Genomic DNA, 15,943 nt, shown 5'->3' with positions numbered 1-15,943 from the left:
GGTGCCGGATGTGGTGGTGTTTTTTAGAGGCCGGTGAGGCTTGAAGTCCGCACGACCAGGCGTGGCGCGATGGGGTGGTGCACGAAGCCGTTGCCCTCGCCGTGAATGCGTTCGAGCAGTGCCTTGGCGCCGGTGACGCCGATCGCGGTGCTGTCCGGGTCAACGGTGGTCAGGCCGAGGCGAGGCATCGCGCCGAGTGCGATGTTGTCGTACCCGGTGATCGCGACTTTCGCTCCGCACTCATCGGCTGCGGTCATCGCCCCCAAGGCGGCGAGGTCGTTCAGGCAGGCCAGTGCAGTCGGGCGCAGATGCTGTGAGCGGGAGGAGTTCAGGGCTTTTTGCGCGGCGACGTACCCGGATTCCTGGTAGAAATCCGCGTCGACGACACTGATGTGCCTGGAGAGGCCGTGTTCTTCCATGGCCGCGGAGTACCCGTCCACACGTGCCCTGCCGACCGATCCCCCGAGGCCGCCAAGGTGCACGATGTTCTCGTGTCCTTGGGCTATCAGGTGCTCGACGACCATAACCATACCGTGGGTGTCATCGGATCTAACTACATCGGCGGTGTCGATGTAGTCGGGTCCGCCGCCGGCGAAGACAACAGCCCCGCCGGAGACGGCCCGGTTGAACGGTGCCTTGTCAGGCACCGTTCCGATCACGAGAAGCCCGGAGACGCGCAGGTCCCGGAAGGCTTGGAGGATGGACTGGTCCACTCCCCTGTCCTTGGCCGTGACCGCACTGAACAGGACGGTGTGTCCTGCGTCTTCGAGAACCGGACGCGCGGCGTCGGCGACATCGAAAGCCCAAGGGTTGTGTAGGTCGCTGACCAGGACCCCGATGTTGCCGCTGTGTCGTGTAGCCAGGGACCGCGCAGCCAGATTGAGCTCGTACCCCATTTCCTCAACGACCTTCAGCACCCGCTGGCGGCGCTCGTCACTGACGCGAGGTGAATCGCGCAGAACGAGCGAGACCAAGGACTTGGAAACACCGGCGCGTTCGGCCACGTCCTTGATCGTGGGCCGCCGGTCGGATGCAGAGGCCATCATTACACCCGAGCTGCCGTGGTGCCGTGGATTTCCTCGAGCTTCTGCCATTGTCCTGAGTGCGCTGATTCCTCGGCGGCACTGACGATGGCCGCCGCGGAGGCCGCGTCGTGGATGTTGGAGTTTTCCTGGGGGCCGCCGGTGACAGCGAGTAGGAACTTCTTGGCCTCGATGACCTTGAGGTCGTCAAAGCCCATGCTGTTACCGGGTCCGGGCTGGAAGTGCGAGTAATCGCCGTGGCGTGGGCTGGCGTTGACCGTGGTGTAGCCCTGTTCGTCGTTGTTGCGTCCCAGACAGATCTTGAGTTCGTTCATGCGTTCGAAGTCCCACTTGAGTGAGCCTTCGGTGCCGTAGACCTCAATCTGGTAGCCGCATTCGGGGCCAACAGCGACGCGGGAGGATTCGATCGTGCCAACGGCGCCGGCGCCAACCGCGGACGGGCCGAAGCGGACCAGCGCTGCTGCGTAGTCCTCATTCTCGACCTCTCCCATTTCACCGTTCTCGATTACCGCGAAGTGTGTACCCGAGCCCATGGCCAGTTTGGGGCGCTGGGTGTAGACGGTGCTTGTCAGCGCAGTTACTTCGGCGATGGGACCAACTACATACTGGCACAGGTCTGTGGCGTGGCTGAACAAATCCGCAAGTACGCCGGTTCCGGCGAGTTTGCGGTTGAACCGCCAGGACAGGGCCCCGTTGGGTTCGGAGGCGTATCCGGAGAAAAACACGGCCCGTACGTTCGTGATCCGGCCAAGGCGTCCTTCGGCGATGAGCTTGCGTGCGTGCTCCACGGCGGGTGCGTGGCGGTAGTTGTAACCGATGGAGGTGACAACACCGGCTTCCACGGCTGCTTCCTGGACCGCTGCGGTCTCCTCGTATCCGCGTCCTACGGGCTTTTCGATCCAGAAGTGCTTGCCGGCCTTCGCTGCTGCGATGCCGATCTCGGCGTGCAGGAAGTTCGGGGCGCAGATGGAGACGACTTCCACGTCGGGGTGGTTCAGGACATCGTGGTAGTCGGTGGTGCCTTCGGCGAACCCCAAGACGTCACGGGCGTAGTCCACACGGCTGGGTTCGGTGTCGGCTGCGATAACCAGCTTCGTGGTCAGGCCCAGTTCGGGGTAGGCGTAGGGGACAGTCTGGTAGGCGCGCGAGTGGAGCTTCCCCATCCATCCGACGCTGATGAGGCCGACACCGACGGTGCGGGATTCTTGGCTCACGTTCATGCCTTTCTTTTGGTAAGTCTTGGTTAGTTGCGGGCGGTGTCGAAGGCGTCTCGGAACGCGGCCGCCATGATGGTGGAGTCCGATCCGATGGCTACGAAGCGGAAGCCTTGCTGGACGTACTTGGCAGCAACGACGCCGTCCACGGCGAGGATCCCGGCCGCTTTGTTGTGCCGTTCGGCCGCTGCCACTACTTTTTGCAGAGCTTCCTGGAAAGCGTTGCTGTCCAGTTGCAGCGGCACACCGAGCGCATAGGACAGGTCCAAGGGGCCGACGAAGAGAACGTCCACGCCGTCCTGGGCGGCGATGTCCTCCACGCTCTCGAGGGCATCGAGGGTCTCGATCTGGATGATCCCTACGGTGCTTTGCTCCTGCGCGCCCAGTGGTTCGCGGTCCATTCCCCAACGGCACGAACGGTTGTAGGTGGCCACACCGCGGTCCCCGTAAGGGGGGTAGAGCATGTGCTTGACGGCTTGGGCGGCTTCGGTGACTGTGTTCAGTCGCGGCACCATGATGCCGGCTGCGCCCTGGTCCAGAACGCGGCCGATTCGGATGCGTTCTCCGCTTTCGACACGGACGAGGGTGGGAACACCGTAAGCGCCTGCGGCAATGACGCCGTCGCGGACGGCGTCTTCGCCGCAGGAGCCGTGTTCGAGGTCGATCAGTACCCAGTCGGCTCCTGATGCTGCGCAGACTTCTGCTGCGGTGGCCGAGGCCATTCCGATGAAGGTGCCGACGGTCACCTCACCTGCGGTGAGGCGGCGGCGCAGTGCCCCGCCGTCGAGGGGTCTGGTGCTCATCCGAACCACCGCTGACGGGTGCGTGCGGTCTCGTAGTCGGCGCGGAGGTCCTGAACCCATTCCTGCTCGGAAACCTCGGCGGGAGCAACATCCCACCAGACATCTCCACCGGGAAGGTCCACATGCGGGACGGTGGGGACGACGATCACAACTGGCCCGGCGGTGTCGCGGGTGGAGGCCAGGGCTTCGCGGACTTCGGCTGCTGAGGTGGCCCGGATGGCGAGGGCGCCGAGGCCTTCGGCGATCTGTCGGAGGTCGACCTTGAGGTAGTCGCCGTCCAGGCGGGCCTTGGCGGCGTCGTCAACTGCGACGCTTCCGGCGGTGGTGCGGTAGCGGAACTCGTTGCCGAATTCGCGTCCCATCCGGTTCATCTGCAGGCGGTGGATGACTTGGTAGCCGTGGTTCTCGGACACGATGACTGTGACGTTGAGGCCTTCCTGGGCCGCGGTGAGGATCTCCGTGGGGGCCATGAGGAAGGTGCCGTCACCGATGAAGGTGACCACGCGGTTGTCGTTGTTCCCTTCGGCCAGGCGGACACCCATGCCGGCGGCGATTTCGTATCCCATGCAGGAGAAGCCGAATTCCAGGTGGCAGTTACGGTTGCCCGTGGCGTCCCACACCTTCTGCAGGTCACCAGGAGGTCCTCCGGCTGCTGCGATGATGGTGTCGCCGGAGCGGGCATGCTCCTGCATGAGGCCAATGAGCTGCGGCTGGGTCAGCACTGCCTCGGTGACGGGGGCGTGTGGGTGGTCCTCGGGGCGGTAGACGGTGTCAGCGTCGAGCCACTGCGCGCGAATGGGCGCCCATTTAGCCTTCTCGGCTTGGACGGTTTCCTGCCAACCTTCGGCCGTGGAGTGTCCTTCAAGGGCCTGGGCGAGGGCTTCGAGGCCGAGGCGCGCGTCGGCCAGGATGCCCGTGGCGCCTTGCTTGCGGGTGTCCGCGTCAACGATGTTCAGCGATGCGAACCGGACCTCGGGGTTCTCGAAGATCGACTGGGACCCTGTGGCGAAGTCGGTCAGGCGAGTGCCGACGCTGAGGACAAGATCGGCCTGCTTGACCAGGGCGTTGGAAGCGAAGTTGCCCTCGAGTCCCACACCGCCGACCTGCCACCACTCGTCCTTGGTAACCGCGCCCTTACCTCCGAAGGTTTCCGTTACGGGGATGCCGGTCTGGCCCGCGAAAGCCTCCAAGGCTGCATGGGCATCGGAGTAATGGATGCCGCCGCCTGCGATGATCACAGGGCGCTTGGCGTTGCGAACCAGCTCAGCAACCTCGTTTACCTCGTCAGGGGCAGGCAGCGGCCGGCGGATCTTCCAGTCACGGGGCTCGAAGAATTCAGCCGGGAAGTCGTAGGCGTGGGACTGGACATCCTGGGGAAGGGAAATGACGACGGCGCCGGTATCGGTGGGGCTCGTCAGTACCCTCATGGCCTGCGGCAGGGCGGTCAGCAGCTGCTCGGGGCGGTTGATGCGGTCAAAGAACCGGGAGACCGGGCGGAAGGCGTCGTTGACCGTTGCGTCCGCTTCGGTGGGGTGTTCAAGTTGCTGCAGCACCGGTCCCTGGTGGCGGGTGGCATACGTGTCACCGGGCAGCAAGAGCAACGGAAGCCGGTTTACGGTGGCCAGCCCGGCGGCGGTGACAAGGTTCAGCGCGCCGGGGCCGATGGAGGCCGTCACGGCCAGCACGGACTGGCGGCGGGTGGCTTTGGCGTAAGCGGTGGAAATGTGGGCCATGTATTGCTCGTGGCGGCCCTGGATGAACGGCATGTCGTCGGCGAGCTGGTCCAGCGCCTGCGAAAGGCCAGCGACGTTGCCGTGGCCAAAAATCCCCAGCGCGGCAGGGACCAGGCGGCGGCGAACGCCGTCGGCGACGGAAAACTGTGCGGAAAGGTACTTGATGACCGCTTGGGCTGTGGTCAGCCGGATGGTCTGCGATGGTGTAGTCATTGCCTTGTTTCGTTTGTCGTTACCAGGGGCGTCCGTGCAGGACGATGGTCTTTTCTTCGGTCATTTCCTGGACGGCGGAGCGGACGCCTTCCTTGCCGATACCGCTGCCTTTGAGACCGCCGTAGGGCATCAGGTCAGCCCGCCACAACGGAGACCAGTTGATGTGGATGTTGCCGGCGTCGATCTGCCGCATGGCCTGAACGGTTCCGGCTACGTCGTTGGTGAAGATCCCGGCGCCGAGGCCGTAATCGTTGTCGTTGGCCAAGGCGATGGCGGATTCGATGTCGTGGGCTGAGGAAACCGCGACTGCGGGGCCGAACAGTTCGTTGCGGCTCAGGTTCGAACGCGGGTCGACGCCGGCGACGACGGCGGGGGTCACAACTGCGCCGTCCCGGTCGCCGCCGGTCAGAACACGGGCTCCGGAATGGCGGGCCTCAGTGATGGAGGCATGGACGCGGGCGGCTTCTTCCTCGGAGATCAAGGAACCCAGCCGTGTGTCGTCTTCCTTCGGGTTGCCTACGGCAATGGCTTCGACCTTCGGCACCAGGGCGTCAAGGAAGTCCGCCTCCACTCGACGGTCAACGATCACGCGCTGCACGGAAATGCAGACTTGGCCGGCATTGATGTACCCACCGGCGGCAACAGCGCTGGAGGCCAGTTCAAGGTCGGCGTCGGGAAGGATGATGACCGGGCACGAAGCGCCAAGCTCCAGCGACAGCTTCTTGACCCCAGCGATGGAAGAGATATGCGTGCCGGTGCCGGTCGAACCGGTGAAGGAAACCTTGCGGACCCGGGGGTCGGCGACCAGGACATCGCCCAGCGAGCTTCCAGGTCCGGTGACCACGGATAGTGCCTCCGGCGCCAGGCCGGCGTCGACGAAGCACTGTGCGAGCTTCAAGGCTGTCAGCGGAGTCGCCCTGGCGGGCTTGAGCACCACCGCGTTGCCGGCTGCCAGTGCCGGGGCAATCTTGTGCAACACCAACAGCGCCGGGTAGTTGAACGGGGTGATCGCTACAACAATTCCCACGGGCTGCCGGATGGTGAAGCCGATCTTGTCCAGTCCGGTTCCGGCGTTGGCGTCCAAGGGAAGAGTGGAACCGTAGAGTTGGCTGCCCTCGTAGGCCGCCAACCGGATGATGTTGCCAGAACGTGAGGCCTCGCCGCGGGCTTCCGTGATCGGCTTACCTGTCTCGGCGCTGATGGTTTGGGCGATATCCTCCGCGCGCTCATCTGCCAAGGCAGCAGCGCGCAGGAGGATATCGACCCGGGTGTGAGCGGGAGTGTTCCGCTGAACGTGCGCACCGATTTCCGCCCTGTCCAGAGCATCCTGGGCGTCTTTAACTGTCGCCACAGGGACCGTGTCGATCGTCCGGCCGTCAAAAGGCGAACGGACTTCTTCGGTCCTGCCGTCAGCGGCTCCTCGCCAGTTTCCGGCTACTAGCATTTCCATGGTTGCTCCATCCAGGTTGGTCGTCAGCGCTTAGTGGCGCTTGGTGGTGCTTTCAGCCGCTGCCTCGGTGACGTCTGCGACTTCGGCTTTGACTTCGTTCAGTGCCTCGGTGTGTCCACCGAGTTGTTCGAGTTCGTGGGCGAGCTCGGCCAGTTCGGCGCCGCCGGCCATCTGCGCGGTGAGCTCTTCCAGGGTGATGTCCTTCTTCTCGTAGTAACCGATCGACTTACCGCGCTTGAGCAGCAGGAACCGGTCACCCACGGGGAAAGCATGGTGCGGGTTGTGGGTAATGAAGATGACGCCGAGGCCGCGGTCGCGGGCCTGCAGGATGTAGCGGAGTACGACGCCGGACTGCTTGACTCCCAGCGCGGCCGTCGGTTCGTCGAGGATCAGGACCTTGGCGCCGAAGTACACGGCACGGGCGATTGCCACACACTGGCGTTCACCGCCGGAGAGCTGCCCGATAGGCTGCTCCACATCGCGCAGGTCGATCCCCATGTCCGCGAGTTCCTTCTTGGTGATGTCCTTCATTTTCTGGACATCCATGCGCCGGGAGGGTCCCACGCCAGTGGTGAGTTCGGAGCCGAGGAAGAAGTTCCGCCAAATCGGCATGAGCGAAACGACTGCGAGGTCCTGGTACACGGCCGCAATACCGGCGTCGAGGGCCTCACGCGGTGAGCCGAGCTTGCGGTCCTCGCCCATGATCTTGAACGAGCCCTCGTCGTGCTGGTGCAGTCCGGCGATGATCTTGATCAGCGTGGACTTGCCCGCCCCGTTATCACCCAGGACGCACGTGACCCGACCGTTGTCCACGGCCATGGTCACGTCCCGCAGGGCGATGATGTTGCCGTAATGCTTGCCCACTGCTTCGAGGGAAAGCAGGTGCACCGGCGTGTGGGTCAAGGGATCCTTCTCGTCTTTCAGCAGGGTTTGCTGGTCGATCTGGTGTGCATTCATTGGTCCGGCCCCTTACTTCAGCTCTGCCCGGCGTTTGACGATGAGGTTAACGATGGTGGCCAGCAACAGCATCAAGCCCAGGAAGAACTTGAACCAGTCCGGATTCCACTGTGCGTAGACGATGCCCTTGTTGGCCATGCCGAAGATGAACGCACCGATCGCGCCGCCCACGGCCGAGCCGTAACCACCGGTCAACAGGCAGCCACCGATCACCGCCGCGATGATGTAGAGGAACTCGTTGCCCACGCCCTCACCGGACTGCACGGCGTCGAAAGCGAACAAATTGTGCATGCCCAGGATCCAGCCGCAGAAACCCACAGCCATGAACAGGCCGATCTTGGTCTTGGTCACAGGGACGCCCACGGCGCGGGCAGCGTTGGCGTCGCCGCCCACGGCGAAGATCCAGTTACCGATGCGGGTCCGCAGGAGCACCCAGGAAGCAATCAGGACCAGGACGATCCAGTAGAAGACCGTGACTTTCACATCCACGCCGGCGATATTGACCGAAGAAGCGAAGATTGACTTCGCGAGTGTGAAGCCGTCCATCGAAGCAATCGACGGGGAAGAAACGGAACCGCCGATGAGCCGGGTGAGTGCCAGGTTCAGGCCGGTCAGCATGAGGAACGTGGCCAGGGTGACGATGAAGCTGGGCAGTTTGGTCTTCACCAGGATCCAACCGTTGATGAAGCCGATGCCCAGGGAGACCACCAGCGCCAAGAGGACGCCCACCCAGATGTTGGTGGAGAAGTACCAGCTGAACAGTGAGGCTGTCAGGGCCGAGGAGATGACGGCGACGCCGGTGGAAAGGTCGAACTCGCCACCGATCATCAGCAGCGAGACGCCGACTGCCATGATGCCAATGGTCGATGAACCGTAGAGCACCGTCGCGAACGAGTTGGGCTGCAGGAACGTCGGGGCGACGACCGAGAAGAAAACAAACAGGAGGATAGCGCCAACGAGAGCACCTACTTCGGGACGTGCCAGAAGTTGCTGAATCGGGCTGCGGCGACCGACTCGTTCGTCTTTGGAAGTCGACGAGGGCGCGGGGGCAGTTGCAGTAGTCATGAGGATTTGGCTCCTTGATGGTCCGGCCGCGCGATGCTCCAAGGCACCGCGCGGCCCGCAACTCTTCGGGTTAGCGGATGCCCTGCTGGACGTTCTTCAGAACGTCAGCGATGGTCGTCTTGTCCACAATGGACGGCCCGGTGAGGACAGCCTGGCCGCCGCCGACCTTGAATCCGCCGCGCTTGTTCTGCCACAGCCCGTCAACCGCGAGGTAGCCCTGCAGGTAGGGCTGCTGGTCTACGGTGAAGAGGACCTTGTCATCGTTGATGGCCTGAGCCAAGGCCGGGTTGAGGTCGAAGCTGGCGACCTTGATCTGACTGTTCGCGTCGGCCACAGCCTTGAGGATCGTGACGGTGTAGGGCGCACCGAGACCGACAATCACGTCAGCGTCCTTGGAAGCCTGTAGCTTGGCAGTTGCCGTGGACTGCACAGCCGTCATGTCCTTTCCATCTACATAGAGAATCTCAGTGGCAGGAACCTTTGCCTTCACACCCGCGCAGCGCTGCTCGAGCTGAACCTGCCCCTGGGCCATGATCACGCAGATGGGGTGCTTGTATCCGTCGGCTGCGAGCTTCGCACCGACGGCTTCGCCGGCCAGTGTCTCGTTGGAGCCGAAGTGGGTGAAGGCACCAAGCTGTGCTGAAACATCTCCACCGGCATTGAAGCTCACCAACGGAATCCCGGCATCCTTGGCCTTCTTCATGACGTCCTTCATCGCGCCAGGGTTGGCGATGGTCACCGCGATGCCGTCAACCTTCTGGTCAATGGCTTGCTGGACCAGCTGCGCCTGGCGGCCGGCGTCGGAATCGTTCGTGTAAAGGATCTCGACGTTGTCTTTTGCAGCCGCTTCCTCGGCCCCCTTGCGGACAATATCCCAGAAGGTATCGCCTGCTTCGGCGTGCGTAATCAGAGCGACCTTCATGCGGGGGGTGCTGGCGACCTGGCCGCCGGATCCCGAGCCATCGCCTGAAGCTTCCGTCTTGCCGCCCTGGCTTGAACATGCCCCCAGTGCCAAAAGCGGTACCACGGCAAGCGCCAAAACGCTTCGCCGCCAATTGAACTTCGCCACGTGAAATCTCCTTTGATTCGCGTAAATTCTCGACCTATGTGCAGGCCCAGGCTCTGCTGGAATGAGAGGCCAGTACGGAGGTCTTGGATGTTAGAACGGAGTGTGATCCACTTCTCTTTGTGGAACGGTCCAACACTAGAACTAGAGATTACACGATGTCAATAGACCGTTCCAACGATGTGTGCTTTCATGATTACAGAACATCGCGTGACCCACGCCTCACTGCTTCGAAGGAGAACCATTGATCGACTTTTCGCCTCCTGAGCTGGTTGCCTCCTGTTGGACCAGCGCCGGCGATACAGCACCCTTGAGAGTTCCAGAAACCAGTCCCGTCCCCATTGACGAACGGGTAGAAGCTCTCGCCTCGACCGGTTGGTCGGGCTTCGGGCTCGCCCACGATGATCTGGCGAAGGTGAAGGAAACCATCGGCTTCCACGGCCTTCGGGAACTCATTGACAACGCAGGTTTCCGCCACATCGAGGTCGAGTTCCTGAGCAACTGGTGGGACGAATCAAAAGCCCACGAATGGCGGCCCCAGTTCGACCTGTTACTGGAAGCAGCGGAAGTACTTGGCGCTAAATTCATCAAAGTGGGAACCGCCTTCGGGGACGAACTCCGCGATTACACCCCTCTGGCCGAGCCGCTGCGCCGGTTCACCACGGAAGCGGTATCCAGGGGCACGCGAATCGCTCTGGAACCCATAGCTTTCTCCATGGCCCAGTCCATCCCGACATCCGCGGACCTGATGCGCACCGTTGGACACCCCGACTGTGGCCTTGTCATCGACTACTGGCACGTCTTCCGTTACGGAACCACGCTGGAGGAGCTCGCCCAAAAGCTAACGGCAGACCAAATCTTCGCCGTTGAACTTAACGACGCCGACGCCGAAGTCCGCGGCAGTCTCTTCGAGGACACCCGCGACCACCGCCGCCTCTGCGGGCACGGCGCCCAAGACGTCACAGGCTTCATCAACACGCTCCAAGGCATTGGTTTCAAAGGCCCGTGGGGCGTGGAGATCCTGTCCACCGAGCACCGCTCGCTGCCGGTCCGGGAAGCACTTGAACTGGCCTATTCAACAGCGCAGCAGTGCTTCAAAGCGACCACTCATCCAGAAAACGTACTTGAACGTACCTGACCATGCACTCCAGGAGTACGCCTCTGGGGTCGTGAGGAGCAGTTTTGCAGGACAAACTTCATCTTCAACACGACTGGCTTCCCCTGGTCGGGGAGCTGGTGGAAATCCGTCACCAAGACAGATTCGTCAGGGCAGGATTCGTCGACGGCGTGACTTCCGACGGATCCATTCTTTGGCTGGCCGCCCACGGGGCCGAACCGCGCTCCATGTTTGAACGTTCCCAAGGCTTCAGCGTGTGGATCGAATACAAGTGGGAATCGACCCCCACCCACCAAAGGCCCCATGCGCGCCTGCACTCCAAACCCGCGGCATAACAGCGCCTTATCTACTTTTCCAAGCCCTTGTCCGCACCCCGCAGATCCTCCACGACGTAGCCGGACGACGGCCAATTCCCATGCAACTGATCCACTGCCACACGAAGTAGTGCATCTCTAACGCCGCAGATTCATCCACTCCGGCTAGCCGGCGCCTCAGCTGCGCCCTCAAATCAAGGAAACGCGAAGGAGCGTTCTAATGGTCCACAGCCTCGAAGTCACTTCCAGCACCGGAAGACGAAAGCAGCTTCCCGCCATGGGGCGGGGCGCATACAACAAACGCCTGGGCATGATCACCGTCATAGCCACCTTCGGCGGTTTGCTGTTCGGCTACGACACCGGCGTACTGAACGGCGCGCTGGGCTTCATGAGCAGCTACTTCAATATTTCTGCTTGGGAAGAAGGCCTCATCACCTTCGTCCTTTTGATTGGAGCCGCCGTTGGCTCCCTCCTGGGCGGGAAGATCTCTGACAAGTACGGCCGACGCCCCTTTATCATCGTCCTAGCCGTCCTGTTCTTCATCGGAACAATAGGGTCTGCCCTCTCCACGCAATACGATGTGTTGCTTACGTTCCGCTTCATCCTTGGACTCGCAGTCGGTGGCGCGTCCGTCACCGTGCCCGTCTATCTTGCCGAAGTCGCCCCATTCGAAAAGCGCGGAAGCCTCGTATCCCGCAATGAGCTGATGATCGTCAGCGGCCAGTTCCTTGCATTCCTGATCAACGCCATCATCGGCAACATCTGGGGCAGCCATCCTGACGTCTGGCGGTACATGCTTGCTGTCGCCGTCCTTCCCGCGTTCGTCCTGTTCTTCGGAATGCTGCGCATGCCGGAGAGCCCCCGCTGGCTCGTCTCCAAGGGCCGCGACGAAGAAGCCCACACCGTGCTCAGCACCATGCGCTCCAAGGAACGAGCAGACGCAGAAATGGCTGAAGTCAGAGAACTCGCAGACCAGGAACGGCTCGAAAACCTCGGCTCGTGGAAGGAAATCCTCTCCAACCGCTGGACACGACGACTGCTCTTCATCGGATTCGGAATCGGAATCTTCCAGCAACTGACCGGAATCAACTCCATGATGTACTACGGCACCCAGGTACTCGAACAAGCCGGATTCGACCGGAACGCCGCACTTGGTTTCAACGTCCTCAACGGCGTCGCCTCGGTCGTCCCCATGCTCATAGCCCTCTACATCATCAACCGCGTCAGCCGCCGCAGCATGATGCTCACAGGATTCATCGGAACCACGACAGCCCACGTCGGCGTCGGACTCGTAGGAATCCTGCTCCCCGAAAACGACCCAATCCGCCCTTGGCTCCTCCTCGTCTTCATTCTCGCTTTCATCGCCATGATGCAGGCCACCATCGGCCCGCTCGCGTGGCTGATGATCTCAGAGATCTTCCCCCTGCGCATGCGTGGATTGATGATCGGAGCGTCCACACTAGTACTGTGGCTCACCAACGCCGCCGTCTCGCTGGTTTTCCCACCCGTGGTCGCTGCACTCGGCTTCGGCACCTTCTTGCTCTTTGCCTTACTCGGAATCTTCGCCATCACCTTCACAGCAAAGTTCTTGCCCGAAACGGGCGGCCGTAGCTTGGAAGAGTTCGAAGAGAGCTTCAAGGTCCAAAACGCCTGAAGCAATGCCTGGTGGTGGGGTATCCCACCACCAGGACACATAGGCCACTTCACGGAGGGACGCTTTTGCGCATGAAGCTGATAAGTCTCGGCGAAGCCTGATGGCTAAACGAGCACCGGGGAGATACCCCGAAGGCAAGGCATCCCCCAAACCGGTTTTCGCTGCTTTTCTAGTTCAGCAAGGGAACCGGCCAGACATCGTCGGCGATCTTGCCCGTGAAGCCCAGGCGAAACAATTTGAAGGTTCCGCTATCAGCGATCTGTGGGAAGATCTCGAGCGCTTGGACGTCGATGAACCAGCACTGCTAGGACCCAAGCGCAACAGGAATACAACCTGCTGGTGCCTGGCTGGGAGGTCGGCAGGCAGGCGCGCCTTCATGCGAGACGTGCTGACATCGGCAGCTTGCCGGGCCGACGACGCTGATCACCGTCCATGCAAAGAACTAGGAGGTTTCAAGTCCCGGCAATTGATCAAGAAAAGTGTTCTTGAGAATAGCAAAGTAAGACACTTTGGTAGGACGTGACCGCTGTTGAAACCACGGGGCTCCGGAAGCCGAGTGATCATATCCGCGGTGTCCCATCAAAGGATCCTTTTACCGGACATCAGCTAGGACCAAATAACTTCTGCTGGGACGATGTCGTTTGCGCGAACACCGTCGAATATCCAATTACCACTGTTGCTGACGCACTTCCTCGGCGGTGGAAATCACATCCGCGAACGCGGCGCGGGCACGCTCTGACCTGCCACCAAAGACTCCGTCGAGAATCGGTGACCAACCCTCCGGCGAGGCTTCAAAGTTGGCGTTCAGTGCCTTCTCGGGAGAATTCCGCGAATGCACATGTTTCCATGTGTACCTGCCGTAGCCCCCACGCCATGACCGGTACGAGCTGGGGTTCACGGCTGCTGTATCCGCTGCTATCAGATCCATGAAGACTTCTGCCATCTCGAAAAGTTCGGCATATTCGGCGTCGTCCCCGACCTGATCCTCAAAGAGGGGCATTAACAGCCTGTAAAGGTGGTCGGATAGGGGCGTGTAGCGCTTGCCGATTCTTCCGTTGAGGAGCCCTTCGATCAATGCATCGTCTGCCTCGACGCCTCTTTCCTCAGCGATCACGAGAGCAGAAGGTATCCACTGGATCTCACTCACTACTTGGCGCGGGCCGGAAGTCATCACGACGGGAATCTTTCCGTTACTCGTACGTGTCTGCGGATCAGCGACAAAGGCCTTCAGGGCGCCATAGTTGCCGCGCGCGACGGCTGCCATGCTGGCTATGTGGGCGGAGACGACGAGAGGGTACCCACGCAGTGCCAAGAGCGCGGTGTTCCCCGAATACTGTTGAGTGGTGGCTGCAAGGTCTTGAACGAGACGTGTCCAGATGGCTTCGTGGCGTCGCAGGCCGTACATCGCCCCGAGCTGGCTGAGTTGGAAGGCCGGCTCCAGAGTTTTGTCGTACTCATGAATTTGATTGATGAAGTACCTGGCAAGCGCTGGTTTTGTGCCATCGAGCGTAGACGGGAGCGACGTGGGAAATTTCTCAGGGTCGTTCAGCGCGGCCCGAATCGGCTTTAGTACTTCTTTAGTTAGGTCGTCCAGCAAGATGTCGCCGTTGGGGTCTCGTAGCAGAGCCTTTATCTCCTGAACCTGCGACGCGCGGGGGGAATCTGCCTTACGTGCCTCTGCCATGCCGGCGGCAATGACTGGCTCGATTGGTCGTTCCGTAAGGAGCTCGGGGGAAACGATCCGCTTCACGGCCTCCGCTAACCGGACCGTCTGGAGGGTCTCGGATGGACCAAAGAGGTCTGTCCTGTGGATCGAATTAAGCGTCCTTCCAGCCCCGAGATTGTAATCGGGCACGCTGCATTCGCTGAACCTGACAGGCAATAGCCACTCCGTGCTAGGCGGACGGAGGCGGTATTCATCGGCGGCCAATGTCAGTTAGCTTCACCGAAACGAGTTCCCGTCATCACCAGGAAGTTTGTGAAGTCCTTATACCTCTCCCCATGCAGTCCATGATCAAGCCGAACTCCGCATGCGTCAGGAACATCATCTCGTCCTCGGCCTTCTCCACGCTCGGCAGGTGCACACCCCGGCACGGATTGCGGGCAATGTAACCAAGCATCTCGGCGGTATTCATCGAAGCGGAGATCAGCCCATGTACGTCTTTATGGTCTTCGGTGAGCGACCCTTGGCCAACATCGCCTTCACCCATTGCGCAATGACGCGGTAGTCGAGCTTGTCCACCGGCACACCGCCGATGACCGTGCGCAGGTGCAAATCCAGCATGGTCTGGTACGTTCTTCACGGTGCCGCTGGAGGGCCGCACCAGCATGTCGATGTGTTCCTGGATGACCTCGGCAACGGTCGGTACCCGCTTCGCATTTTCCAGAATGGCGTGCTGCGCGATTTCGAAGTTCTGGCCGTTGGCATCCAGCAACCGCTTCAGAGTTTCAGCCTCGGCCTGAGTGGCAACAGTGATGCCCTGATGCTTCTGGATTTTGGGGTCTCGCCAGCGCACCGTAAAGGACTGTGAACCGTCCTTTTTTGTGCGTGTCATGATGCTGGCCCTGCATAAAACGCTACGCCGCTGTGCGCAGATTTAGGGGTTTTGTGCACAGTCAGGGGCTGAAAAGCCCCTGACCTGCGACAAAACAGTGCCCGAGGTGGGACTCAAACCGGACTCCAGCCCTTGCAAACACTGGGAACCCGCGAAAACATACGAAATCCCGCCCAATCCGACGTCCTTAAGTCCCGATCCGAAGCGAAATGTGTGGACGCTGTCCACACTCGTTTTTTGGGGGTGCCAGGCCCGCTTGGTCATTCGTCAGCCCAGCAATCGGAAGTCAAAGGCCATTTGGCACCGGCCCCTGAGGTTGCTAATGCGGCAAAGGGATAACCTTGCGGCCGAAGGCCGGGCCATACATGGCTCGCTGCTTGATACCGGAAGCTTCCAGCCAGACGACCTCCCCGGAAGGGGTCGCTGATTCCACGTAGCCGACCCGCAGCACTTTGCCTCGATGCTGGATTTCGACCTTTTTGCCGAGGAGCGAAGAACCTCCGGAAAAGTGCTCATTGGCGTGCTGGCTTGGACGAGTCGCATTTCTTTTTCCTTGGTAGTCGCCTTGGAGGTAACGAAGTGAACCCGGGTCTCACCCCGGCTAACGCTTATAAAGTGCGCCTGCTTTTACGGCAATGAAACCCAGCCGCAGAGGGCCTACCGCACACGGGCGCATTTCGGTCTAACGAATTCGAAAGTGCTCAATCTGTTTCGGGGCCTTCACAGTAGTGGCATGCGTCTTCACAGTCCGTGGTTGCA

13 protein-coding genes are annotated in these 15,943 nt (G+C 61.2%); 3 read left to right on the top strand and 10 right to left on the bottom strand.

From position 1 onward, the window contains the following. Positions 1-23: 23 nt before the first annotated feature. The 8 genes from RI444_RS09385 to RI444_RS09350 form a co-directional block, all read right to left on the bottom strand. Entirely contained in the window at positions 24-1,046 is a 1,023-nt protein-coding gene (locus RI444_RS09385; protein ID WP_242703077.1) for a LacI family DNA-binding transcriptional regulator, read from the bottom strand. Further along, complete coding sequence (locus RI444_RS09380) at positions 1,046-2,257, bottom strand: Gfo/Idh/MocA family protein (protein ID WP_207604679.1); 1,212 nt, start codon at positions 2,255-2,257, stop codon at positions 1,046-1,048. Before RI444_RS09380 ends, RI444_RS09385 begins: the two co-directional genes overlap by 1 nt. Before the next feature lie 29 nt (positions 2,258-2,286). Further along, complete coding sequence (locus tag RI444_RS09375) at positions 2,287-3,060, bottom strand: HpcH/HpaI aldolase family protein (protein ID WP_207604678.1); 774 nt, start codon at positions 3,058-3,060, stop codon at positions 2,287-2,289. Then, positions 3,057-5,006 carry a 3D-(3,5/4)-trihydroxycyclohexane-1,2-dione acylhydrolase (decyclizing) gene (gene iolD, locus RI444_RS09370; RefSeq protein WP_207604677.1) on the bottom strand — a complete coding sequence of 650 codons (1,950 nt, stop codon included), beginning with the start codon at positions 5,004-5,006 and terminating at the stop codon, positions 3,057-3,059. The genes RI444_RS09375 and iolD overlap by 4 nt, the downstream gene beginning before the upstream one ends. Before the next feature lie 19 nt (positions 5,007-5,025). After that, entirely contained in the window at positions 5,026-6,456 is a 1,431-nt protein-coding gene (locus RI444_RS09365; protein WP_207604676.1) for an aldehyde dehydrogenase family protein, read from the bottom strand. Between the two features lie 30 nt (positions 6,457-6,486). Next, on the bottom strand, positions 6,487-7,413 hold the full coding sequence (locus tag RI444_RS09360; RefSeq protein WP_207604675.1) for an ATP-binding cassette domain-containing protein: 927 nt from the start codon (positions 7,411-7,413) through the stop codon (positions 6,487-6,489). A gap of 12 nt (positions 7,414-7,425) precedes the next feature. Continuing rightward, positions 7,426-8,478, bottom strand: coding sequence for an ABC transporter permease (locus RI444_RS09355; RefSeq protein WP_179015030.1), 1,053 nt, complete (start codon positions 8,476-8,478; stop codon positions 7,426-7,428). Between the two features lie 70 nt (positions 8,479-8,548). After that, positions 8,549-9,547 (bottom strand): substrate-binding domain-containing protein, encoded by a 999-nt coding sequence (locus RI444_RS09350; RefSeq protein ID WP_207604674.1) that lies wholly within the window; start codon positions 9,545-9,547, stop codon positions 8,549-8,551. 241 nt (positions 9,548-9,788) lie between these two features. Here RI444_RS09350 and RI444_RS09345 point away from each other — a divergent pair, with 241 nt between their 5' ends. From RI444_RS09345 to RI444_RS09335, 3 genes are all read left to right on the top strand, one after another. Then, the gene (locus RI444_RS09345) at positions 9,789-10,682 is read left to right on the top strand and encodes a sugar phosphate isomerase/epimerase family protein (RefSeq protein WP_242703076.1); all 894 of its coding nucleotides are present in this window, start codon (positions 9,789-9,791) and stop codon (positions 10,680-10,682) included. Between the two features lie 44 nt (positions 10,683-10,726). Next, positions 10,727-10,996, top strand: coding sequence for a hypothetical protein (locus RI444_RS09340; RefSeq protein ID WP_179015024.1), 270 nt, complete (start codon positions 10,727-10,729; stop codon positions 10,994-10,996). A gap of 199 nt (positions 10,997-11,195) precedes the next feature. Next, positions 11,196-12,629 (top strand): sugar porter family MFS transporter, encoded by a 1,434-nt coding sequence (locus tag RI444_RS09335; protein WP_179015022.1) that lies wholly within the window; start codon positions 11,196-11,198, stop codon positions 12,627-12,629. Between the two features lie 667 nt (positions 12,630-13,296). Here the strand turns inward: RI444_RS09335 and RI444_RS09330 are convergent. Both RI444_RS09330 and RI444_RS09325 read right to left on the bottom strand, forming a co-directional pair. After that, on the bottom strand, positions 13,297-14,484 hold the full coding sequence (locus RI444_RS09330; RefSeq protein WP_207604673.1) for a hypothetical protein: 1,188 nt from the start codon (positions 14,482-14,484) through the stop codon (positions 13,297-13,299). 109 nt (positions 14,485-14,593) lie between these two features. After that, positions 14,594-15,184, bottom strand: a complete 591-nt coding sequence (locus tag RI444_RS09325; RefSeq protein ID WP_207604672.1) for a hypothetical protein — start codon at positions 15,182-15,184, stop codon at positions 14,594-14,596. Positions 15,185-15,943 lie beyond the last annotated feature (759 nt).

Origin of the sequence: Paenarthrobacter sp. AT5 (assembly GCF_032764245.1) — a bacterium.
Lineage (GTDB): Bacteria > Actinomycetota > Actinomycetes > Actinomycetales > Micrococcaceae > Arthrobacter > Arthrobacter ureafaciens.
This window is presented reverse-complemented; position numbering and strand designations above follow the sequence as displayed.